General features: G+C 71.0%; 17 protein-coding genes and 2 pseudogenes. 9 read left to right on the forward strand and 10 right to left on the reverse strand.

Annotation, left to right across the window (positions count from 1 at the left end):
• Window positions 1–39: 39 nt before the first annotated feature.
• From lnt to EV567_RS16055, 4 genes are all read left to right on the forward strand, one after another.
• Window positions 40–1,647, forward strand: a complete 1,608-nt coding sequence (gene lnt, locus EV567_RS16040; protein WP_130440493.1) for an apolipoprotein N-acyltransferase — start codon at window positions 40–42, stop codon at window positions 1,645–1,647.
• A gap of 67 nt (window positions 1,648–1,714) precedes the next feature.
• Window positions 1,715–2,194, forward strand: coding sequence for an NUDIX domain-containing protein (locus tag EV567_RS16045; RefSeq protein ID WP_130440495.1), 480 nt, complete (start codon window positions 1,715–1,717; stop codon window positions 2,192–2,194).
• A 54-nt stretch (window positions 2,195–2,248) separates the two neighbouring features.
• The gene (locus EV567_RS16050) at window positions 2,249–3,049 is read left to right on the forward strand and encodes a 3-hydroxybutyrate dehydrogenase (RefSeq protein ID WP_130440497.1); all 801 of its coding nucleotides are present in this window, start codon (window positions 2,249–2,251) and stop codon (window positions 3,047–3,049) included.
• 77 nt (window positions 3,050–3,126) lie between these two features.
• Entirely contained in the window at window positions 3,127–5,160 is a 2,034-nt protein-coding gene (locus EV567_RS16055) for a helix-turn-helix domain-containing protein (RefSeq protein WP_242620827.1), read from the forward strand.
• Window positions 5,161–5,227: 67 nt separating this feature from the next.
• On the opposite strand, the gene EV567_RS16060 is transcribed toward EV567_RS16055, so the two are convergent.
• The gene (locus tag EV567_RS16060; protein WP_207228779.1) at window positions 5,228–6,619 is read right to left on the reverse strand and encodes an MFS transporter; all 1,392 of its coding nucleotides are present in this window, start codon (window positions 6,617–6,619) and stop codon (window positions 5,228–5,230) included.
• Window positions 6,620–6,741: 122 nt separating this feature from the next.
• On the opposite strand from EV567_RS16060, the gene EV567_RS28205 reads away from it, so the two are divergent.
• From EV567_RS28205 to EV567_RS16075, 3 genes and pseudogenes are all read left to right on the forward strand, one after another.
• Window positions 6,742–7,311, forward strand: coding sequence for an HIT family protein (locus EV567_RS28205; protein WP_242620849.1), 570 nt, complete (start codon window positions 6,742–6,744; stop codon window positions 7,309–7,311).
• Between the two features lie 46 nt (window positions 7,312–7,357).
• A pseudogene (locus EV567_RS16070) lies at window positions 7,358–7,613 on the forward strand (hypothetical protein); the annotation flags it as partial.
• A gap of 44 nt (window positions 7,614–7,657) precedes the next feature.
• Window positions 7,658–8,077, forward strand: a complete 420-nt coding sequence (locus tag EV567_RS16075; RefSeq protein ID WP_242620828.1) for a hypothetical protein — start codon at window positions 7,658–7,660, stop codon at window positions 8,075–8,077.
• A gap of 148 nt (window positions 8,078–8,225) precedes the next feature.
• On the opposite strand, the gene EV567_RS16080 is transcribed toward EV567_RS16075, so the two are convergent.
• Window positions 8,226–9,305: a type I phosphomannose isomerase catalytic subunit gene (locus EV567_RS16080; protein ID WP_130440505.1), complete on the reverse strand. Its 1,080-nt coding sequence runs from the start codon at window positions 9,303–9,305 to the stop codon at window positions 8,226–8,228.
• Window positions 9,302–10,141, reverse strand: a complete 840-nt coding sequence (locus EV567_RS16085; RefSeq protein ID WP_207228780.1) for an SDR family oxidoreductase — start codon at window positions 10,139–10,141, stop codon at window positions 9,302–9,304. The genes EV567_RS16080 and EV567_RS16085 overlap by 4 nt, the downstream gene beginning before the upstream one ends.
• Before the next feature lie 565 nt (window positions 10,142–10,706).
• Between EV567_RS16085 and EV567_RS16090 the strand changes: the two genes are divergently transcribed.
• The gene (locus EV567_RS16090; protein WP_130440507.1) at window positions 10,707–11,333 is read left to right on the forward strand and encodes a GyrI-like domain-containing protein; all 627 of its coding nucleotides are present in this window, start codon (window positions 10,707–10,709) and stop codon (window positions 11,331–11,333) included.
• 357 nt (window positions 11,334–11,690) lie between these two features.
• Here the strand turns inward: EV567_RS16090 and EV567_RS16095 are convergent, their stop codons facing one another.
• Window positions 11,691–12,920: an epoxide hydrolase family protein gene (locus EV567_RS16095; protein ID WP_130440509.1), complete on the reverse strand. Its 1,230-nt coding sequence runs from the start codon at window positions 12,918–12,920 to the stop codon at window positions 11,691–11,693.
• 62 nt (window positions 12,921–12,982) lie between these two features.
• On the opposite strand from EV567_RS16095, the gene EV567_RS16100 reads away from it, so the two are divergent.
• Window positions 12,983–13,948, forward strand: a complete 966-nt coding sequence (locus EV567_RS16100; protein ID WP_130440511.1) for a YafY family protein — start codon at window positions 12,983–12,985, stop codon at window positions 13,946–13,948.
• Window positions 13,949–14,030: 82 nt separating this feature from the next.
• Here EV567_RS16100 and EV567_RS16105 read toward each other — a convergent pair whose 3' ends face one another.
• The 6 genes and pseudogenes from EV567_RS16105 to EV567_RS16130 form a co-directional block, all read right to left on the reverse strand.
• Entirely contained in the window at window positions 14,031–14,993 is a 963-nt protein-coding gene (locus tag EV567_RS16105; RefSeq protein WP_130440513.1) for an SDR family NAD(P)-dependent oxidoreductase, read from the reverse strand.
• A 94-nt stretch (window positions 14,994–15,087) separates the two neighbouring features.
• Window positions 15,088–15,207: pseudogene (locus EV567_RS28210) on the reverse strand (transcriptional regulator); the annotation flags it as partial.
• Window positions 15,208–15,333: 126 nt separating this feature from the next.
• Complete coding sequence (locus tag EV567_RS16115) at window positions 15,334–15,732, reverse strand: VOC family protein (protein ID WP_130440515.1); 399 nt, start codon at window positions 15,730–15,732, stop codon at window positions 15,334–15,336.
• 363 nt (window positions 15,733–16,095) lie between these two features.
• The gene (locus EV567_RS16120) at window positions 16,096–16,620 is read right to left on the reverse strand and encodes a DUF1877 domain-containing protein (protein ID WP_130440517.1); all 525 of its coding nucleotides are present in this window, start codon (window positions 16,618–16,620) and stop codon (window positions 16,096–16,098) included.
• 119 nt (window positions 16,621–16,739) lie between these two features.
• Window positions 16,740–19,544: a tetratricopeptide repeat protein gene (locus EV567_RS16125; protein ID WP_130440519.1), complete on the reverse strand. Its 2,805-nt coding sequence runs from the start codon at window positions 19,542–19,544 to the stop codon at window positions 16,740–16,742.
• Window positions 19,541–20,017, reverse strand: a complete 477-nt coding sequence (locus EV567_RS16130; protein ID WP_130440521.1) for a hypothetical protein — start codon at window positions 20,015–20,017, stop codon at window positions 19,541–19,543. The genes EV567_RS16125 and EV567_RS16130 overlap by 4 nt, the downstream gene beginning before the upstream one ends.
• Between the last annotated feature and the right edge of the window lie 864 nt (window positions 20,018–20,881).

Below are 20,881 nucleotides of genomic sequence, written 5' to 3' on the forward strand. Positions count from 1 at the left end.
TGCTGTCGGCCAAAAGCTCACTCGCCGTACACTCCCGGAGTGACCGTCACCGCAACTTCCGTGGGCCGACCGGACCAGGTGGAGCCCGCGACCGCGCCGCCGCTCCGTGCTCGGCTCCTGCGCCTCGTCCCCGCCGTCGTAGCGGCGCTCTCCGGCATCCTGCTCTACGTCAGCTTCCCGCCCCGCACCCTGTGGTGGCTGGCCCTGCCGGCCTTCGCCGGGTTCGGCTGGGCGGTACGCGGGCGCCGCTGGAAGGCGGCCCTCGGCCTCGGCTACCTCTTCGGCCTCGGCTTCCTGCTGCCGCTGCTGGTGTGGACGGGCGTCGAGGTCGGCCCCGGGCCCTGGCTCGCCCTGGTGGTCATCGAGGCGGTCTTCGTCGCGCTGGCCGGCGTCGGCATCGCCGCCGTGTCCAGGCTTCCGGCCTGGCCGGTGTGGGCGGCGGCGGTGTGGATCGCCGGCGAGGCGGCACGCGCGCGGGTGCCCTTCCGCGGCTTCCCCTGGGGCAAGATCGCGTTCGGGCAGGCGGACGGCGTCTTCCTCCCGCTGGCGGCGGTCGGCGGCACCCCGGTGCTCGGCTTCGCCGTCGTCCTGTGCGGCTTCGGGCTGTACGAAGCGGTCCGCGTGGGTCTCGAACGGCGCCGCACGCGCGAGGTACGCCGGGCCGCGGCCGCCGTGGCCCTGGTCAGCCTGGCCGTGCCGGTGGTGGCGGCCGTGGCAGCCCGCCCGCTCGTCAGCGACACCGCTCAGGACGGCACCGCCACGGTCGCCGTCATCCAGGGCAACGTCCCCCGCCTCGGTCTGGAGTTCAACGCCCAGCGTCGGGCCGTGCTCGACTACCACGCGCGCGAGACAGAGCGGCTGGCCGCAGAGGTCAAGGCCGGCAAGGCGCCCCGGCCGGACTTCGTACTGTGGCCGGAGAACTCCTCCGACATCGACCCCTTCGCCAACGCGGACGCCGCCGCCGTCATCGAGCGGGCGGCGAAGGCGATCGACGCGCCCATCTCGGTCGGCGGGGTCGTCGAACGCGACGGCAAGCTCTACAACGAGCAGATCCTCTGGGACCCGGTGAAGGGCCCCACGCAGACGTACGACAAGCGGCAGATCCAGCCGTTCGGCGAGTACCTGCCGCTGCGCTCGCTGATCGGGGCGATCAACGGCGAATGGACGTCGATGGTCCGCCGGGACTTCAGCCGGGGCACCCGGCCGGGCGTGTTCGACATGGGCGAGGCCAGGGTGGGCCTGGTCACCTGCTACGAGGCCGCCTTCGACTGGGCCGTGCGCTCCGAGGTCGCCGACGGCGCCCAACTGATCTCGGTCCCCAGCAACAACGCCACCTTCGACCGCAGCGAGATGACCTACCAGCAGCTCGCCATGTCCCGGGTGCGCGCCGTCGAGCACAGCAGGACCGTCACCGTGCCGGTGACCAGCGGCGTCAGCGCGATCATCATGCCGGACGGGAGGATCACCCAGAAGACCGGCATGTTCGTGGCCGACTCCCTGGTGCAGAAGGTGCCGCTGCGCACCTCCGAGACGCCGGCGACGCGGCTGGGCGTCCTCCCGGAGATCGCCCTGGTGCTCGTCGCGGCGGGCGGCCTGGCCTGGGCGACCGGCGCCGCGGTGCGCGGGCGGCGCGCCGGTGGCGTGTAGCCGTACGCCGGTCGCCCGCTCCCCTGAGCGGCCGGGCGGTGTCACGGCCGCCCGTTAGGGTCGGGCCATGGCTACTCCTGACTTCATCCGTACGCTCCGGGCGTCCGCCGGGAACCAGCTGCTGTGGCTCCCCGGCGTCACGGCGGTCGTCTTCGACGACGAGGGACGCGTGCTGCTCGGCCGCCGCTCCGACACCCTCAAGTGGGCGGTGATCGGCGGCATCCCCGACCCGGGTGAGCAGCCTGCGGTCTGCGCCGTGCGGGAGGTCCGGGAGGAGACCGCGGTCGACTGCGTCGTCGAGCGGGTCGTCCTCGTCCAGGCGCTGGAGCCGGTCAGGTACGCCAACGGCGACGTCTGCCAGTACATGGACATCACGTTCCGCTGCCGGGCGGTGGGCGGCGAGGCCCGGGTCAACGACGACGAGTCGCTGGAGGTGGGGTGGTTCGAGGTGGACGCCCTGCCGGAGCTGAACCAGTTCGCCCTGCTGCGGATCAAGCAGGCGCTGACCGACGCACCTACATGGTTCGACACCATGGGTTCCCAGTGAAGTATGGCTTCTGACCATATGGGGTGGGGGAGGGGCGCTGCCTAGGGTCAGGGCATGACCGCTCGCAGCGCCCCTCCGGCCCCCCACGCCACCCCGCTCGACCTCGGCGGGCGCACCGCCCTCGTCACCGGCGCCGCCGGCGGCATCGGCCGTGCCTGCGCGCTCCGCCTCGCGGCCGCCGGGGCCGAGGTGAGGGCGGTCGACCTGGACGCCGCCGGCCTGAAGGACCTCGTAGGCAGCGCCGACGGCCTGCCCGGCACGGTCGAACCCCACGTCCTGGACCTCACCGATCTCGACGCGGCCGAGCGGGCCGCCGCCGGGACCGACGTCCTGGTCAACAACGCCGGACTTCAGCTGGTGCGGCCTCTGGAGGAGTTCCCCCCCGACGTCTTCCACACGGTGCTCACCGTGATGCTGGAGGCGCCGTTCCGCCTCATCCGCGGCGCGCTGCCCCACATGTACGGGCAGGGCTGGGGGCGCATCGTCAACGTCTCCTCGGTCCACGGACTACGTGCCTCCGCCTACAAGTCCGCCTATGTCGCGGCCAAGCACGGGCTGGAGGGACTGTCGAAGACGGCCGCCCTCGAAGGCGCGCCCCACGGGGTCACCTCCAACTGCGTGAACCCGGCCTACGTGCGCACCCCGCTGGTGGAGAAGCAGCTCGCCGACCAGGCGCGCACCCACGGACTGCCCGAGGAGCGCGTGCTCGCGGAGGTGCTGCTGCGGGACAGCGCCGTCAAACGGCTCATCGAACCGGAGGAGGTCGCCGAGGCCGTCGCCTACCTGTGCGGACCCCAGGCGTCCTTCATGACCGGCGCGTCCGTCGTCCTCGACGGCGGCTGGACCGCGCACTGAGCGAGCCGGCCGCGAGCGGTTCCCGAAGTTGTCCACAGGCCTGACGAGCCGGCCCGTTCATGAGCAATCCTGTGCACATGTCCCGCGATCACGTGGAGCCGATCGAGCGCTCCGTCACCGACGCCGATCCGGCCGTCGACGCCGTGCCGGCGACCGGCGCCGAGGCGGAGGCTGCCGCGCCCGGCATCTCCGGCGCCGCCGCGCCGGCTTCCGGCGCCCCCGGCGCAGCCGAGTGCGTCGAGGCGCCGTTCCTCGAACTGCTCGCCCGGGGCGCGGCCGCCGAGGCCTACGAACGGCCGGTGCTCCTGGCGCGCGCCGAGGGACACACCGCCGACCGGGTCGCGGCCCTCGAACACGCCAAACTGCTCGCGCTGCGGGTGCGTGCCGAGCTGGAGGGCCGCCGCCGGCGGGAGGCCGAACTGTCGGCGCTGTTCGAGACCGCCCACGACCTGGCCGGCCTGCGCGACGTCGACGCCGTCCTCCAGGCGATCGTGCAGCGGGCCCGCTCGCTGCTGGGCACGGACGTCGCCTACCTCAGCCTCAACGACCCCGCGCGCGGCGACACCTACATGAGGGTCACCGAGGGCTCGGTGGCCGCCCGCTTCCAGCAACTGCGCCTCGGCATGGGCGAGGGGCTCGGCGGCCTCGTGGCCCAGACGGCCCGCCCCTATGTCACCGACGACTACTTCCGGGACGACCGCTTCCGGCACACGACGACCATCGACGCGGGCGTGCACGACGAAGGCCTGGTCGCCATCCTCGGCGTGCCGTTGACCCTCGGCGCGAACGTCATCGGGGTGCTGTTCGCCGCCGACCGGCGCGCGCGGGTCTTCGAGCGGGAACAGATCGCCCTGCTCGGCTCCTTCGCCGCACTCGCCGCCGCCGCACTGGACACCGCCAACCTGCTCACGGAGACCCGCTCCGCCCTTGCCCGACTGGAGCGGGCCAACGAGATCATCCAGGACCGCAGCGCGGTCATCGAGCGGGCCTCCGACGTCCACGACCGGCTGGCCGAACTCGTGCTGCGCGGTGGCGGCGTCCATGACGTGGCCGCCGCCGTCTCCCAAGTCCTGGGCGGGGCAGTCGAGTTCACCGAAACCGCGCCGGCCGCGGCTGTGGAGGCGTCCCGCACCGAAGGACACGCCGTACGGCACGAGGACGACTGGATCGCGGCCGTCGCCGCGGGCGGCGAACTGCTCGGTGCGCTCGTCCTGCGCGGCCACCCAGGACTCGACCCCGTCGACCAGCGCACCCTGGAACGCGCCGCGATGGTCACCTCACTGCTGCTGCTCGCCCGGCGCTCCGCCGCCGAGGCGGAGCAGCGCGTCCGGGGCGAACTCCTGGACGACCTGCTCGACGCCCGCGACCGCGATCCCCGCCTGCTGCGCGACCGCGCCGCCCGGCTGCGCGCCGACCTCGACGCCACCCATGTCGTCCTCGCGGCGCGCCTGGACACCGCCGCGGCCGACGCCGACCAGGAGGCGGCCGCCCGCCGCCGCCTGTGGTCCGCCGCCTCCCACCTAGCCGCCACCCGAAAGGGCCTGGCCGCCGCCCGCGACGGAGGCACCGTCCTGCTGCTGCCCCTGGACGCGGGCGACACCGCGACCGAGGTGGCCCGCCGCACCGCGCGGCACCTCGGCACCGCCGTCCACGAAGCGGTCACCGTCGGCGCCTCCGCACCCGTGCGCGACCTCGCCGCCCGTCCGGACGCCGTCGTCACCGGGTACGAGGAGAGCCGCCGCTGCCTTCAGGCGCTGCGCCTGCTGGGCCGCTCGGGAGACGGGGCGGCCGCCGAGGACTTCGGCTTCCTGGGGCTGCTGCTCGCCGGCGACCGGGATGTGACGGGCTTCGTCGACCGCACCATCGGCAAGGTCGTCGACTACGACGAACGGCGCGGCACCGACCTCGTCCGCACCCTCGACGCCTACTTCGCCTGCGGCATGAGCCCGGCCCGCACCAAGGACCGGCTCCACGTCCACGTCAACACGGTGGCCCAGCGCCTGGAACGCGTGGGCCGGCTCCTGGGATGCGACTGGCAGAACCCGGCCCGCACCCTGGAGATACAACTGGCCCTCCGACTGCACGCGTTGGCCAACCCCGCACGCCGCTGACCCCCGTGCGCGCGGGTGGCGCACGGAGGTCGACCGGGCGAGGGGAGCCGAGTCACCGGCCCCACGCTCAGACGGCGCGGACGTCCGCCGCGGGAGCCTCCTCGCTCTCCTCCGCGCCGGCGGAGGGGCCGACGTCGGCCAGGTCACGGAGCCGGGTCTCCTTGGCCGAGGCCACGGCGACCACGGTCAGCAGGACCGCCGCGATCACATACAGGGCGATCGGTGTGGAGCTGTCGTAGTCGGCCAGCAGCGCGGTGGCGATGAGAGGCGCCGGCGCGCCGGCGGCCACGGAGGCGAACTGGGCGCCGATGGAAGCCCCGGAGTAGCGCATCCGGGTCGCGAACATCTCCGAGAAGAATGCGGCCTGGGGCGCGTACATGGCCCCGTGCAGCACCAGACCGACCGTCACGGCGAGGACGAGGCTGCCGAAGCGGCCCGTGTCGACGAGCGTGAAGAAGGGGAACATCCACAGTCCGACGCCCACCGCGCCGACCAGGTACACGGGACGCCGTCCGATCCGGTCCGACAGCGCGCCCCAGGCCGGGATCACCGCGAAGTGCACGGCGGAGGCGATGAGCACGGCGTTGAGGGCGGTCTGCTTGGAGACGCCGGCCGAGGTCGTCGCGTACACGAGGATGAACGCGGTGATGACGTAGTAGGAGATGTTCTCCGCCATACGCGCGCCCATCGCCACCAGCACGTCACGCCAGTGGTGACGCAGCACCGACACGAGCGGCAGCCTCTCGGCGTCGGCCGGCGCCTGCGTGGCCTTGCGGGCCTCGGCCTGTGCCAACGCCTGCCGGAAGACGGGCGATTCGTCGACGGACAGGCGAATCCACAGTCCGACGATCACCAGCACACCGGAGAGCAGGAACGGGATCCGCCAGCCCCAGCTGACGAAGTCGGCGTCCGACAGCGCGGCGGTGAGCAGGGACAGCACGCCGGTCGCGAGCAGCTGCCCGGCCGGCGCACCGGTCTGCGGCCAGGAGGCCCAGAACCCGCGCCGCCGCGCGTCGCCGTGCTCCGACACCAGCAGCACGGCCCCGCCCCACTCACCGCCGAGCGCGAAGCCCTGCACCAGCCGCAGCAGGGTCAGCAGCACCGGCGCTGCGGTCCCGACGCTCGCGTGGGTGGGCAGCAGGCCGATCGCGAAGGTCGCCCCGCCCATCAGCAGCAGACTCAGCACCAGCAGCTTCTTGCGCCCGAGCCGGTCCCCGAAGTGCCCGAACACCAACGCCCCGAGCGGCCGCGCCGCGAACCCGACGGCGTAGGTGAGGAAGGAGAGCAGCGTGCCGACGAGCGGATCGGAGTCCGGAAAGAACAGCTTGTTGAAGACGAGCGCGGCGGCGGAACCGTACAGGAAGAAGTCGTACCACTCGATGGTGGTGCCGATGAGGCTGGCGGTGACGATGCGCTTGAGGTTGTTCGGGGCTGGTGGAGCGGCTGCGGGCGACGACATCGGCACCACTTCCTGGGATGTGACGGGGACGGTTGCGTGTCGCCACACCGTAGAAAGACGCAGGTCAGGCGCACATGTGGCGGGGCAACATAGTTCGAGGGTCGGCTATGCGTGCGGCCACCATGCCGGCACACGGGAGGGTGGTTCAGGGGCTCGTGGTCGGTCGCACATCACAAGGCCGTGGCCCGCGGCACGCGGCGGCCGCCTTCACCGTCAGCTCGGGCTGCACCAGCGTGACCTTCAGTCGGCGCTCTGGGCTGCCGTGTGAGGGAGTGAACGTGTTCCTCGCCGATGGTGAGGCAGCCGATCAGACCGTCTTCCACCTCCATGTGCACGTCTTCCCTCGTACCGCGGACGACCGGTTCCGTTTGCAGGTGAGGTGGCAGGAGCGGTCCCGGGCAGACCTGGACGACGACGCCGCACGGGTCAGGGTCGGCTTGGCACATTGCGGATACCGCCCTGGACATCACCGAGGTGCGGACGACCGAGGGCGAGGCGTGCTGCCCCGATGCCGGCCCGGATGTCGTGCGCATACGGGATGCTGCCAGGCCGCCGCGACATCGGATCCCGGACGACCAACGGCAACTGAACCCGCAACTCCGCGACGGTCCTGGGTAAGCCGCTCCTCTTGGTCCCCGGCCCTCGGCGACCAGCCGGAGGCGTTAGACCGGAGTGACAAGGGGTACCGATGACGCGCGGCGTGTTCACGTGCCGCTGGCGGGTCGCTGGGAGGCAGCCATGGACGCTCCGGTGGACCGGATCTCACGGCCATGGGGCAGCCGTACTCCGTATGGTCGGCACGAGCCGTGGCCTGTGCGGGTGGACGCGTACCTGGAGGCGGGGGTTGAACCGGATCTGGTGCAGCCGCTCCCGGGAACTGCTTGAGGAACGCGGTCCCGGGTCGATCGGGTTCTACACTTCCGGTCAGCTGTTCCTGGAGGAGTACTACACGCTCGCGGTCCTCGCCCGTGCCGGGATCGGGACCAGCCATCTGGTCTCCACCATGGTGAGAAACACCTCGCCAGGCAGCTGACGGCAGTGGCCGAGCGCCACCGCACCGAGCACGAGGTCCACCACGTCTCCACCGACCTCGCCGGCTGGTCCCGAGAACACGTTCAGCGCCTGGCTGACGCCGCCCAGGCCCGCGGCGTCGACCTCGGCGACTCCGTCGGGGCGTCTGCCGCGGGCCTGCTGTCGACGCTCAGGGAGAAGGCCGCCGAAGCAGTGGGACACCGCCCCGAGCCCGGTCTGCTGCTCCTGCGTGATCTTCGGGAGCTGCACCTGAGCGCCACGGAGAACTCCCTGCACTGGGAGATGCTCGCCCAAGCCGCGCAAGCCACCAAGAACGACGAACTCCTCGCCCTCGCCTCGGCGTGCCATCCGCAGACGTTGCGGCAGATGCGCTGGACCAACACCATGGTCAAGACGCTGTCCCCCCAGATCCTGTCGAGTCTGTGAGGATCAGAGGGCCGGGCTGGGCCGCCCGAGTTCACCGAAACGGGATGCCTGGCATGTCCTCCATGATCGGCGCGCACCCGCACGGCGTCCGGCTCGTTCAGACGTTCCGCGCCCTGTGCGCCGCCAAGCGACGCGGTTGACCCATCCATCAAGTCGGCGATGCGATGAACCGCCGCAGGAGGGGCAGTGGGTAGCCGGCGGCGAGCAGCGGGTCGCGGACGTCGCGGTCGAGGTCGGGCAGGTAACCGAACAGGACGTCGGCGGGTCCGTTGATCTCGACGTCACCGCACACGGCAGGCAGGAGCAGTGTCTCCGCCCGGCCGAGCTCCTCGCTCCACGTCCCGCTCCGGACCTGCACCGGGGCGCCGACGTTCGACAAGATCTGCGCGGTGGCGAAGGACCGGCGCAACGGCTCCGCCGTTCCGGCACGCCAGCGTTCCAGGGCGAAGTACGGGCCCGCGCACAAGAAGACCCGTTCCACTCCGTCTCCGACGGTGATGCTCAGCCCGGGGTGGAAGTCCGGCCGGGATTCCAGGTCGGCCTGCCGCATCAGCATGTCGAGGTTGGACCGGTGTTCCGCGTGGCCTACCTGGGAGCCGTCCTCCATGTTCCAGCGCATGGCGTGCTGTTGGATGTCGGACGTCTGCTCGATCTCGTAGACCAGGGTGTCGGGCCCGAAACTGTGCAGGGTACCGCCCGGCACGTAGAGGGTCTCACCCGCGCGCACCGGCAGACGGCGCAGCACGGCGTCGAAGTCCTGTGCCTCCAGCGCGGCACGCAGCCGGTCGGCCGTCACCCCGTCCTTGACGCCGCACAGGGCGGTGGCGCCGGGGGCGGCGTCAAGGATGTGCCACGCTTCGGTCTTCCCGTTGGCCTGCCCTTCCAGGCACTTGGCTGTCTCGTCGTCGGCGTGCAGGTGTACGGGCAGGGTGCCGGTGGCGTCGATGAACTTGGTCAGCAAGGGGAAGCGCGTACCGGAGAAGCCGGCGCCCATGAGGGCTTCGGGGTGGTCGGACAGCACCTGGGGCAGGGTCCGGCCGGCCAGCGGGCCGTTGGTCACCACACTGCGGTTGCCTTCGACGTCGCTGCATTCCCAGGTCTCCGCGACGTTCCAGTCCGGCAGCCCCGTCTTGCCCAGGCGGCGGGCGATCGCGTGGCCGCCGAACACCAGGGGCTTCGCCGTGACGGTCAGCCGCAACGGGTACGGCGTCGTCCCCTCTGCGCTCACAGGATCGGCTGTCCGCCTGTGACGGCGACGCGGGCCCCGGAGACGTAGCCAGCCTCGTCGGAGGCGAGCATGACGTACACCGGCGCCAGTTCGGCCGGCTGACCGGGCCGGCCGATCGGCACCTCGGATCCGAAGCTCTCGACCTGCTCGGGCGGCATGGTCGCGGGGATCAGCGGCGTCCAGATGGGGCCGGGGGCGACGCTGTTGGCGCGGATGCCCTTCGGCGCCAGCATCTGGGCCAGCGAACCGACCATGTTGGCGATGCCGGCCTTGGTGACGTCGTACGGCAGCAGCTGCGGCGGCGGACTGTCGGAGTTGACCGAGGTGCTGCCGATGATCGCCGATCCCGGCCGCATGTGCGGGACCGCGGCCTTGGCCAGGTGGAAGAACGCGCTGAGGTTGATCGCCAGCGTGCGGTCCCACTCCTCGTCGGGAATGTCCGTGAGGGAGTCGCGCGTCATCTGGTACGCGGCATTGCTGACCAGCACGTCGACCCGGCCGAACTCTTGGACGGCCTTGTCGACGACGGAGCGGCAGTGCGCCGGGTCGGCCAGGTCCCCGGGCACCAGTACGCAGGTGCGGTCGGCATCCCGGACCCACCGCGCGGTCTCCTCCGCGTCCTGGTGCTCGTCCAGGTAGGAGAGCAGGACGTCCGCACCCTCACGGGCGTAGGCGATCGCCACCGCCCGCCCGATCCCGCTGTCGCCGCCCGTGATCACCGCGGCCTTGCCGGCCAGCCGCCCGGAGCCCCGGTAACTGTGTTCGCCGTGATCGGGCCGGGGCGTCATCTCGGCTGTCACGCCGGGCGGGACCTGCTGCTGACGAAGAGGGGACATAGAGGCTCCAGAAACGGGTCGGGCTGGTCGGGGACGCGCGCCGGTGTCATGCGGACCAGCACGCGGTGTCGGTGCCGAGTACCCAACTGGGTCCGGCCCGCACACGGAGCGCCAGCCAAGCGACTCACGGGGTGTCATGCGGTGGTGGGCCAGAAGGCGGCTGTGAACAGGGTGAAGGCGGCCAGGAGCATCTCGTCCGGGACAGGTGCAGGAAGAGCTGCAGCCACAGAGAAGTCGTCGCTCAGACTGGGGGTGGCTCACGGCGTAGTGGCGCACGGCTCCGCGCACCGTCCGTCGCTGTGATTCACTCAGCAGCCAGGCGGTCAGCGGCGGGCGGGCGTCGGTGGCGGTAAGACGGCCAGACAGTCGGCGGCGAGCGGGGGGTGAGCTCCTCCAGGGAGAGGGGGTGTCGCAGCAGGCCTCGGCGCAGTTCTAGAGTTCCCGGACGAAAAATTCAGGTCGGCGCGGTGCGGATCTCGGCGGCCGGGACGGCGTGGACAGCGGCCAAGGCGATGGGCAGCCACGCGAAGCTGTAATGACCATCACTCACGAGAAGGCATGCGGCATGACCGAGAAGTACGACGTCAAGCGCGAGCTCAAGAAGTGCTACTCGCCCAAGAACACTGACTGGCAGCTCGTCGACATCCCCGAGCTCCGCTTCCTCGCCATCGACGGGCACGGCGACCCGAACACCAGCGCCGCGTACCGTCGCGCTGTCGAGGCGCTCTACGCGGTCGCCTACACCGTCAAGTTCGCGAGCAAAGGCGCCCTCGGCAAGGACTTCGTCGTGGGCCCGCTCGAGGGACTCTGGTGGGCGGACGACATGGACGACTTCCTGGCCAGGCTGAAGGACAACTGGCGATGGAGACTGCTCATCAACGTCCCCGACTGGATCACCAGCGACATGGTCGAAGACGCCAAGCACACCGCCCTGACCAAGAAGAACCTTCCTGCCGTTCCGAACGTTCGGTCAGAGACCTTGCGCGAGGGCACCAGCGCCCAGGTCCTCCACATCGGCCCCTACGACGACGAGACACCGATCCTGACCAGGCTGCACCACGAGTACCTACCCGCCAACAACCTGCGGGAGGCGGGGCTGCACCACGAGATCTACCTCAGCGACCCACGCAGGACCGACCCCGCCAAGCTCAGGACGATCCTGCGGCAACCCGTGGAAGCGCAATCCGGTTGAGTGACGTCGGGGTGTCAGCGGAGGCCGATGCCCACGAGCGAGGGGAGCGCCAGGCCGGCGCTTCCTCGACCAGCACGGGCGCCATCGACACGACTGACCACTCGGCTTCCTGCTGACGCACCAACCGACGGCCGGCGCGGCGCGAACGCAACCGACACCGGCCGTCAATGATGCGGCCTGCACGAAAGCCTGATCGACGTGACGGCCCGGCGCACCGCCGCCCTGGACCGCTGACTGGAGCACCGTTGCACCGGGGTGCCGTCATTCCTGCTGCGGTCGCTTCAGCCCAGCTCGATGCCGGCGCCTTCGTGGACGTTGACGTTGCGCCCGGCCGCTGAGGGGACGGGGCGCTTCCTGTCAGCGCATCTTGTCGAAGAACTCGCGGACGTCACTGACGAGCAGTTCGGGGGCCTCTATCGCGAGGAAGTGGCCACCGCGGTCGAGTTCGGTCCACCGCACGATGTCGTGGTCGCGTTCGGCCCAGCGGCGGACGGTCACGTCGTGGGCGGAGAGCAGCACCGCGGTGGGCACGGTCCCCCGTGGGCCGGCTGCCCAGTCGCCCTGACCGTCGCTCCACCCGGTGTCGTGCGCCGCGTTGGGGGCCGTCCAGTCGTCGGCTGCGGCTTCGCTCCAGGCGTTCGCGGAGATCTCCTCGTAGTAGACCTGGGCGGCCGAGGCGGCGGTGGCGGTCAGCCAGTACAGCGAGACCCCGGTCAGGATGCGGTCCCGGTGGACGCTGACCTCGGGCAGTGCGTCTTCAGGGTCCGTGAGCTCCTTGAACTTCTCCACGATCCAAGCCAGCTGGCCGACAGGGGAGTCGGTGAGGGCGTAGGCCACGGTCTGCGGACGTTTGGAATTGCACTGCAGGTAAGCGTCGTTGAAGGTCTGCATCCGATGCCATCGTCGCTGTTCGGCCTCCGTCAGGCCGTCCATCTCGCCCTCCGCCCCGGCGGGAAATGCGACCATGGCGTTGACGTGGACGCCGATCACGTGGTCCGGTGCCTGCTTGCCCATCTCCGGAGCGACCCATGAGCCGGTGTCGTAGCCGTGAACGCCGTAGCGCGTGTAGCCGAGGCGGTCCATCAGCCGGTTGAACACCCCGGCCATCCGTGCCGCGCCCATGCCGGGCCCGGCCAGCGGGGTGGAGAAGGCGAACCCCGGCAGCGAGGGAATGACCAAGTGGAACGCATCGGCCGTATCACCGCCGTGCGCGTTGGGATCGGACAGCGGCCCGATGACATCGAGGAAGTCCGCCACCGAGCCCGGCCAGCCGTGCAACAGCATCAGCGGCGTGGCATCGGCCCTGGGGGAGCGCACGTGAAGGAAGTGGATGTTCTGCCCGTCGATGGTGGTCATGTACTGAGGGAAGGTGTTGAGTTCCGCCTCGTGCACCCGCCAGTCGTAGGCGGCGCGCCAGTACTCGGCCAGGTCCTTCAGGTAGGTCACCGGCACGCCACGGTCCCAGCCGACGCCGGGCAGCTCATCCGGCCAGCGGGTGGCGGCCAGGCGGACGTGCAGATCATCGAGCTGGGCCTGCGGTATGTCGATGCGGAAGGAGCGGATGGCGCTGGGTGTCGTGTTCTCCATGGCTGCGACGCTAGGACTCGCTTAGGTCAGTTCCGGTCCTCACCTTCCGGCAGTCTTGACGCATGCTGGAGACCTCCGGGCGGCTGCTGAAACTGCTCTCCCTGCTGCAGACCCACCGCGACTGGGGCGGAGCCGAACTCGCCGAACGCCTCGGCGTCAGCCGACGCACCCTGCGCCGTGATGTGCAGCGGCTGCGCGCGCTCGGCTACCCGGTGAACGCCAGTCAGGGCACCGCGGGCTACCGGCTCGGGGCCGGGACCACGCTGCCGCCGCTGCTGCTCGACGGCGACGAGGCCGTCGCCGTAGTCGTCGGCCTGCGCACAGCCGCCGGTGGCTCCGTCGCCGGGATCGAGGAGTCCTCGCTGCGCGCGCTCGGCAAGCTCGAGCAGATGCTCCCGCCCCGGCTTCGGTACCGAGTGAGCACCTTGCACACCGCCACCGTCCGGGCCGGCACCGCCCCGGCCCCCAAGATCTCCGCGGACACCCTCATGGCCATCGCCGAGGCGTGCCGTCGGCGCGAGCAACTGCGCTTCGACTACGCGAGCCCCCGCCACGGCCGAAGCAGGCGCTTGGTCGAGCCGCACAGCCTCGTCAGCTTCGACCGCCACTGGTATCTGATCGCCTGGGACACCGACCGCACCGACTGGCGCACCTTCCGCGTCGACAGGCTCACGCCGCGCACGCCGACTGGACCGCGGTTCAGCCCCCGCGAACTCCCCGACACCGACGTGGCCACCTATCTGGCCCACCAACTGTCGTCACGGACCTGGCCGTACCAGGCCATCGTCACCCTGCACGAGCCGGCCGCAGCGGTCACCGACCGCATCTGGCCCGGCATGGGCGTCGTCGAACCCGTCGACGACGAAAGCTGCCTCCTGCACTTGGGCGCCGACAACCCCCGTGACCTCGCCTGGATGATCACCTCGGTCGACGCCGATTTCACCCTCACCGACACGCCCCCCGAACTCGCCGACGCCTTACGCACGCACGCCGCCCGCTGCCTGAGCGCCATACGCACGGAGCGCTGACGAAGCCGCGACCGGCCCTCCTTGCAGGGCGACCTCATGAGGCGCATCGGGATCGGGTCTTGGACGCGCTGCCCGGCCCACTTCAGGTTGCCGCCGCGATGACGTCGACGCCTGTGAGGTCGGCCGACAGCGCCCACAGGCGGGCGGCTTGTTCGGGGTCGGTCGCGTGTGCGTGCACGCCGCCTTCCGAGTCCTCGCAGGCCGGCTCGGCGATGTCGCAGTCCTCGCAGTACACGCCGCCCATGTCCGCCAGCTGAGGGGAGGTCGCCGCCCATACCTGCGTCGCCGCGCCCTGTTCGGGCGTCTTGAAGGTGGGGTCGGTCGGGTTGCCGTTTTCGTCGATCCAGCCCGCGTCGACCATGTCAGCCTTCGCCAGGTGGCGTTGCAGGGGGGTGAGGATGCTGCCCGGATGCAGCGCGAACGCTCTGACTCCGCTGTCGCGGCCGAGCGCGTCGAGCTGCACGGCGAACAGCACGTTCGCCGTCTTCGCCTGCCCGTACGCCTGCCATCTGTCGTAGCCGCGCTCGAACTGCACGTCGTCCCAGCGCACACCTGTGATGCCGTGCGCGCCGGAGGACACGGCGACCACGCGTGCGCCGCCGGGGGCGATGGCCGGCCAGAGATGGTTGATCAGCGCGTAGTGACCGAGGTGATTGACGGCGAACTGCGCCTCCCACCCCGGGCCGACCCGCGTCTCGGGGCAGGCCATGATCCCGGCGTTGTTGATCACGATGTCGATCTCGCGACCGGAGGCCAGGAACCGCTCGGCGAAACCGCGGACGCTTTCGAGGTCGGACAGGTCGAGATCGTCGGTCTCGACGCCGTCGATGCCCTCGACCGCCTCCTGCGCGGCCGCCCGTCGCCGGGCCGGGACCACGACGCGGGCACCGGCGCCCGCCAAGGCACGGGTCGTCTCCAGACCGAGGCCCGAGTACCCGCCGGTGACGATCGCGGTGCTGCCCGACAGGTCGATCCCGCTCAGGACGTCGTCCGCGGTGCTCCGGGCGCCGAAACCCGATCCGATCTTGCGCTGAGGTGTCGTCATGGCGGAGACGCTAGATGCTGGACAGCGCTCCAACGCAAGGGCCGGTGACGGGCTCCGGGTCTTCGGCGTGAAGCCGCTGGCCGCCCGCCGCGGGTAGTTCGACCGGGCGTCCGGGACCGTCGCGCAAGCCCGGATCACCACGGCGTTCCAGGTGGGACAGGAGGCCGAAGGCCAGGCGAGCACGGCGGTCGGCGAGGAAAGCCTCGGTCGTCACGTCCGGCCGGGGCTGCGGTCGGCGAGGAAAGCTTCGGTCGTCCCGTCCGGCCGGGGCTGCGGTCGGCGAGGAAGCCTCGGTCGTCCCGTCCGGCCCGGGCCGCGTACATGACCGCCCGGACGCTGCTCAGGCCCAGGTGCGGGAGCACAGCACCAGGCGGTAGCCGTCCGGGTCGGCGATCGTCACACCATGCTCGTCCCAGTACGGGTTGTGCGCGGGGACACGGGTACCGCCGGCCGCGACCAGGCGGTCGACCAGGGAGTCTTCCACCGGCTTGCCGAGATAGACGACGAACAGGTCGTCCACCGTCGGGGTCGGCTCCAGCGGCCGCTCCGGGTCGCACGTCAGCTCGAGATGCCAGGCGGCGCCGGGCGGACCGACCATCAGCAGGTCGTGCTCGCCCGGAACGCGCTTCGTCGTGCGCCAAAGAGCGGCCAAGCCGAGGCCGTCCACGTAGAAGCGTTCGGCGGCGGCGAGGTCCCGCGAGGGCCGGGCCACCCGGACCGGGAAGGTGGGGTCGATCACGCCGAGACCTCCAGGGCAGCCCGCCGGACGGGGCCCTCGGCGTGACGGGTCAGCACCGGCCGTCCGCCGGTGTCTGCGATCTTCACGTTGTGCCCTTCCAGAGGATTGAGGATTGTGCAGGGAGTCTAGAGGGCCATGATGTCTCCGGATCATGAAGGTCTTGCGGGGGTTCGGCGGGGCGGGGGTCAACCGAGATCACGTTGGGTTCGCCGGTGTACCAGGTGTCGTGTGTCCCGCCCTCGGCAAGGAGACGCGGTTCCGGTCGCGATGCCATCGTCACCACCGTTCCGTGGCGAGGCCTCGCTGGTCGCGGGCGAGGGCAGCTCGGTCTACCGGGTCATGAGCTGACCATGAAGTCCTGGGTCAGTCCCACCAGAGCACGAGGAGAAGGTGTTGTCGGGATGCGGCAAGGCAGAACTCGCGCAGGGCATCGAAGTGCCCCAGCAGGTACTTTCTCGGGCCACCGACAATTTTGTCCGCTCCATGACCGATCAAAGAAGCGGCCTCGGTGTCTTCGGTCGGCAGGCCGGCCAGGACGGCCGGAAAGTCGATCTGACCGAGCAGTTCCGAAACGCGGGCCACTTGAGCTGCGGAAAGGGCGGTGGGAGGTGGCCCGAAGGGACCGATGGCATGCGGGTGCGTGTTGAGGAAGCCGAGATCGATCGCCGAGTCCCCCTCGGTGGCCTGCCGAAGAGCATTCAGGTGGACGCGGTCGAGACCTGCCAGCTCGCATACCCGTTCCAACATGGCCGGCGCCCAGTCCAGGTCCAGGACGTCCGTCGACGGTGGATCCCAGTGGGGATCTCCATCGGTCGATGTTCGGGCTGACTGGCGGCAGGCGGCGAGAAACTCCGCCGGGACGCGGGCGAGTTGTTGGGTGACGGCCATGACGGCAGTATCCCGACGGCGTGGAGGCCGCAACGCCTTCTGGTCGATGGAGGAGGAGCGGCATGCCGACCTCAGCAGCCGCCGTGCCGTACGCGGCCGCGAGGACAGTGTCGCGGGTGTCACCCCAAGCGGCGCCGGCGTCGGCGTCTCCGCCACGGTGGCCGTTGTCCCGTCCGCCGCCGGCAGTCGTCGAGCGCCGTGCGCAGCCCGGAGACGAGGGGGGCGTACCCGGTCGGGTCGACGTGCATGTACGCCTCCGCGAGGGCGAGCCCGCCTTCCAGCGGGTCGAGCGCGTCCGCCCAGCGCTCGTCGTCCGCCAGGTACCGGCCCATCTGGTCGAGGACCCGTGCGAGGTCGAAGGCGTACCGCACCGGGTCGGCTTTCCACGCGGCCTCGTACTGCCTGACGGCGTCGACGGCCGCCCCGTGGCGTTCCTGCCGATGGCCGGCCGCGTTCAGGCAGACGGCCAGGATCGACAGGCACCGGCCGAGGTCGGCCCGGTGCAGCTCGGGCGCTTGGGCGTGGCGGAGTTGCATGAGCTGGACGGCTTCCGCGGCGGCGGGCAGTGCCTGGGAGGGCGGGTCCGTGAAAAGGCGGAGGAGGGCGAGGTTGGAGAGAGACTTCGAGAGTTCGGCGGAGTGGGCGGCTGGGTTGTCCCGGGCGAGGCGGCGCCAGACGGCGATGGATTCGGCTGTCGTGTCTATCCCTTCCGTCAGCTGTCCCGTCTCGGCCAGGTCGGCGCCGAGGGCCTGCAGGGCGTGTGCAAGACCGGCGTCGTGGGCGGTGGGGTCGGCCCGGGCCAGGGCGCGCATGCTTTCCACCGCTTGCTGAGAGCATGCCAAAGCCTCCGCTCTCCGTCCCTCCCTGGCCAACTGCGCGGAAAGGGTGAGGAGGGAGGCGGCGAGGCCGGGCTCGTGCGCCGCCGCGTCCTGTTCGGCAAGTGAAAGCCGGAGGGAAAGTGCCTCGCGGGAGACTACGACGGACTCGGCCTGAAGTCCTTGGTGGGAGAGCTGGCGGCCGTGAGCGTGTAGGGCGTCGGCCAGTCGCGGCTCGTGGGCGGGGTCGGCGGCGGTGAGCCGGCGCCACGCCGCCGCCGCGCGTTCGCCGACGTCCAGGGCGTCCTGGTGCTGGCCGGCCTCCGTAAGCCGTACGGCGAGGTCCGCGAGGATACCGGCGTAGAGGGGCTCATGCCGGGCACGCTCGGCCTCGGCGAAGGGCCGGGCGAGGGAAGCGGCCTCCTCGGTGGCCCGCAGGGCCTCGGCCGGGCGCCCATTGTGGGCCAGGCAGTCGCCGAGTCGACCCAAGGCAGCAGCCAGCACCGGGACGTCGTCATCGAGCTCCCGCGCGGCGGTCACGCCCCGCCGGGCGACCTCAAGGGCCTCGGCGTCGAGCCCGGCGTTCAGGAGCCGGGTGCTCAGGTGGTGGCAGCCGACGGCGCGGGCGAGGGGGCTGTCGTCCAGGGCGAGCAGTTCGGTGACGAGCCGCCGGGTCACGGCCGCCATCCCGGCGTCCAACTCGACGTGGCGGCCGACGGGGAACCGCTCCTCAACGGCGGCGAGCAGCCTGATGGGGACGTCGTCCAGGGCGGCGAGCGCGCTGAGAGCGGCGCTCCCGGCGGCGAGCGCGAGGCCCGGCGCGGCCGCGAGGACCGGATAGAGGTGGTGAGGTCCGACGTGGGGCCAGCGCTGTGCGGCGGCGGCCAGGAAGGTGACGCCCCGGCCGGCGTGCCGGCCGAGGAGGGCGTCGATGACCTCCTCGGCCCATTCCATGGCCGGGTAGTCGGCCTGGTGACCGGGGAGGGTGAGGGCGAGGAAATCCTCGGAGAGCCGGTCCGGATAAAGCGGTTCGAGGACGGTGTCCCCGCCGTCCCGCTCGGGCGGGTAGCAGTGGGCGTGATCGTCGAGGACGCGGTCGACGGGGGTGCCGAGCCGTAGCGCGCGCACGACTTCGGTGCCGTGCGTGCGGTCGGTTGCTCCGGTCAGGGCGGCGGCGAACACGGCCTGGTTCATGGCGGCGGGCGGAGTGGCGCCGGCATCGCCACGGGCGTGCAGCGTGGCCCAGTGCAGGTGCTCCCGGTCCAGCAGGTAGACAGTCAGTCCGGCCAGGTCGGTGGGAGCGCGACGACCATGTACCTGGGCATCGACGGCGACGAGCGCGGTCATGTGGAGGGCGAGGGTCAGCTCGTACGGCGGCGGCGAGCCCGGAACGGAGCCGACCGGGATCCCGTACCGTACGGCAAAGGCGTCCTGGGCAGCCCGGTACATGGCGGGTCCGTCGGGCGGGGCATCGAGGGCTCTGCTGGAGGCAGTGGCCCGGTGGTTGGCGAGCGAGGCGCGGACGGCGGGCCAGGCGTCGGCGGTACGGGCGAGCAGCAGGATCCGCGTCGGCAGGTCCTGGTGCAGCAGGGCGTTGCTGAAGAGCCAGGTGAGGTGGGTGAGCGGCCAGCGGTCCGCGTAGTCGACGACGAGGAGCACCCCGCCGTGCCCGTCCAGGGTCAGGTCCTGGCTGCCGGGCGGGGGCTGGACGGAGCTGGGTCCGTGCACGGCGGTGACCACGCGCCAGCCGTCGTTCTGGGTCTCGTCGGCGAACCGGGCCGCGAGGCGGGTCTTGCCCTGCCCGCCGGGGGCGTGGATCCAGCACGCCGCGAGCCGCGGTCCACCGTCCCGCCACGCCCTCAGCTCGGCGAGCTCGGTCTCCCGGCCGGTGAACGGCACCACTTCGAAGCGGGAGTTGAGCATCCGGCTCGGCAGCTCGCGGAGCCACGCAGGGTCGGCGGGGGCGGCGGGTTGCCAGTTCTGGAGCAGGTAGACCGGTGAGCCGTCGCCGAAAACGTGGATGTCGGCGCCGATCGCACCGTACGCGAACCCAGTGACAGCCGTGACGTTTTGTACAAACTGCGGCTGCGGGCCGTCTGTCGCGCTCACGCTCTCCTGCCCTGCCTGTCCTCGGCGGCGCTGTCCGCCCCGCTGCTCGTAGCGGCGGTTTCCGAGAGGCTGCCGGGGTGGTTGATGATGTTGTACGCGCCCTGGGCAATGGACCCGGGGGCGGATGCGGTGATGGTCTGCACCAATTGCTGCTGGACTCGCGGCAGCTGCGCATCGACCTCGCGGACCAGAGCCCGAAGGTCGTCCGCAGCGTCCGGGTATTCACTCAGAAGGTCTTCCAGGTCGTCCCGCCAACGAGTGACCTGGCCCACCCGGGCAGCTTCGGTCCCTTCGCGCGTCACGCGCGCGACGCTGCGGTCCAGCTGGGCTTCAATCTCCCGGGGGTCACGGCCACCGCGCTGGAACAGCCGCACGGTCCGGACGCGGGCAGTCTGCCAGGCATCGGTGACCATGGCCGCGACGATCGCCGCGCCTCCGGTCTGGACGAGGTCGTTCAGTGCTTCCGGGTCCATCGGGTCTCCGTACGTTGTCGGGGAGTGGCCGTCCGGCTCGTCCTGGGCACCCTGGCTACTGATCGAAATCGTCCTTCGGCAGAGTCCACTGCCAGCTCGTCAAGACCCATCGGCACCCGTGCCACGGTCGCCGATCGTCTCGGGGCGTCCTCGACCGCCGCAGCGGGATGACTTTCCGTTCACCTGAACGGGTGACGTGACGGCCGGTGAATCGCCGTTTTCGGCTGATGACGATCCTGCTGGCTTATTCCGTGCCCGAAGTCACCGGGATAAGACGTGCCCGCTACCCAGGTCTCCGAAAGACCCACCTGGAGCACGTCTTTTCCGCCGTTGCGATCAACCTCATTCGTCTTGACGCCTGGTGGAACGGCCACCCGCTCGACTGCACCCGCGTCAGCCACCTTGCCCGCCTCAGCCGCTCCCTCGCTCGCGTGCCCGCCGCACGGCTGCGCGGTCACCACGTGCCGGACAGGCTCCACCCTGTCACTGCGCGGCGGGTTTCGGCGTCCTCGCGGCCCTCGATGGGAAGGGGCAGCGTTCTCGTCGGTGGGAAGAACGCGGAGCTGGGCGCCGTACTGGTTCGGCGCGCAGGTCCTGAGTTGGAGGCGCCGTGTATGGGAATGCTCGCTCACGAGAACGAGAAGGGGGCACCATGCCGAGGTATGAAGTATCTGGCAAGGTCTTCAAAACGGCGAAGATCCACTTCAGCAAGAAAGAGACGGACGCAATTGCGGATGGTGCGTCGGCCGCGGCTCTCATGGCTGTTTGCATACCGGAACCAGCGGCTAGCAAATCCTTCGCAGCGGCTGCAGGCCTGTGCGCGCTTATTGCGAAGCGGGCACAGAGGCAGGACAAGGCTCTGGG

Source organism: Streptomyces sp. BK239 (assembly GCF_004217285.1).
In the GTDB taxonomy this organism is placed as follows: domain Bacteria; phylum Actinomycetota; class Actinomycetes; order Streptomycetales; family Streptomycetaceae; genus Streptomyces.

What these genes read in the sequence shown, in the direction of transcription:
- EV567_RS16045 (WP_130440495.1), top strand. Translation starts at nt 1,715, where the DNA reads ATGGCTACTCCTGACTTCATCCGTACGCTCCGGGCGTCCGCCGGGAAC.
- EV567_RS16050 (WP_130440497.1), top strand. Translation starts at nt 2,249, where the DNA reads ATGACCGCTCGCAGCGCCCCTCCGGCCCCCCACGCCACCCCGCTCGAC.
- EV567_RS16055 (WP_242620827.1), top strand. Translation starts at nt 3,127, where the DNA reads ATGTCCCGCGATCACGTGGAGCCGATCGAGCGCTCCGTCACCGACGCC.
- EV567_RS16060 (WP_207228779.1), bottom strand. Translation starts at nt 6,619, where the DNA reads ATGTCGTCGCCCGCAGCCGCTCCACCAGCCCCGAACAACCTCAAGCGC.
- EV567_RS28205 (WP_242620849.1), top strand. Translation starts at nt 6,742, where the DNA reads ATGCCGGCACACGGGAGGGTGGTTCAGGGGCTCGTGGTCGGTCGCACA.
- EV567_RS16085 (WP_207228780.1), bottom strand. Translation starts at nt 10,141, where the DNA reads ATGTCCCCTCTTCGTCAGCAGCAGGTCCCGCCCGGCGTGACAGCCGAG.
- EV567_RS16090 (WP_130440507.1), top strand. Translation starts at nt 10,707, where the DNA reads ATGACCGAGAAGTACGACGTCAAGCGCGAGCTCAAGAAGTGCTACTCG.
- EV567_RS16095 (WP_130440509.1), bottom strand. Translation starts at nt 12,920, where the DNA reads ATGGAGAACACGACACCCAGCGCCATCCGCTCCTTCCGCATCGACATA.
- EV567_RS16100 (WP_130440511.1), top strand. Translation starts at nt 12,983, where the DNA reads ATGCTGGAGACCTCCGGGCGGCTGCTGAAACTGCTCTCCCTGCTGCAG.
- EV567_RS16105 (WP_130440513.1), bottom strand. Translation starts at nt 14,993, where the DNA reads ATGACGACACCTCAGCGCAAGATCGGATCGGGTTTCGGCGCCCGGAGC.
- EV567_RS16120 (WP_130440517.1), bottom strand. Translation starts at nt 16,620, where the DNA reads ATGGCCGTCACCCAACAACTCGCCCGCGTCCCGGCGGAGTTTCTCGCC.
- EV567_RS16130 (WP_130440521.1), bottom strand. Translation starts at nt 20,017, where the DNA reads ATGGACCCGGAAGCACTGAACGACCTCGTCCAGACCGGAGGCGCGGCG.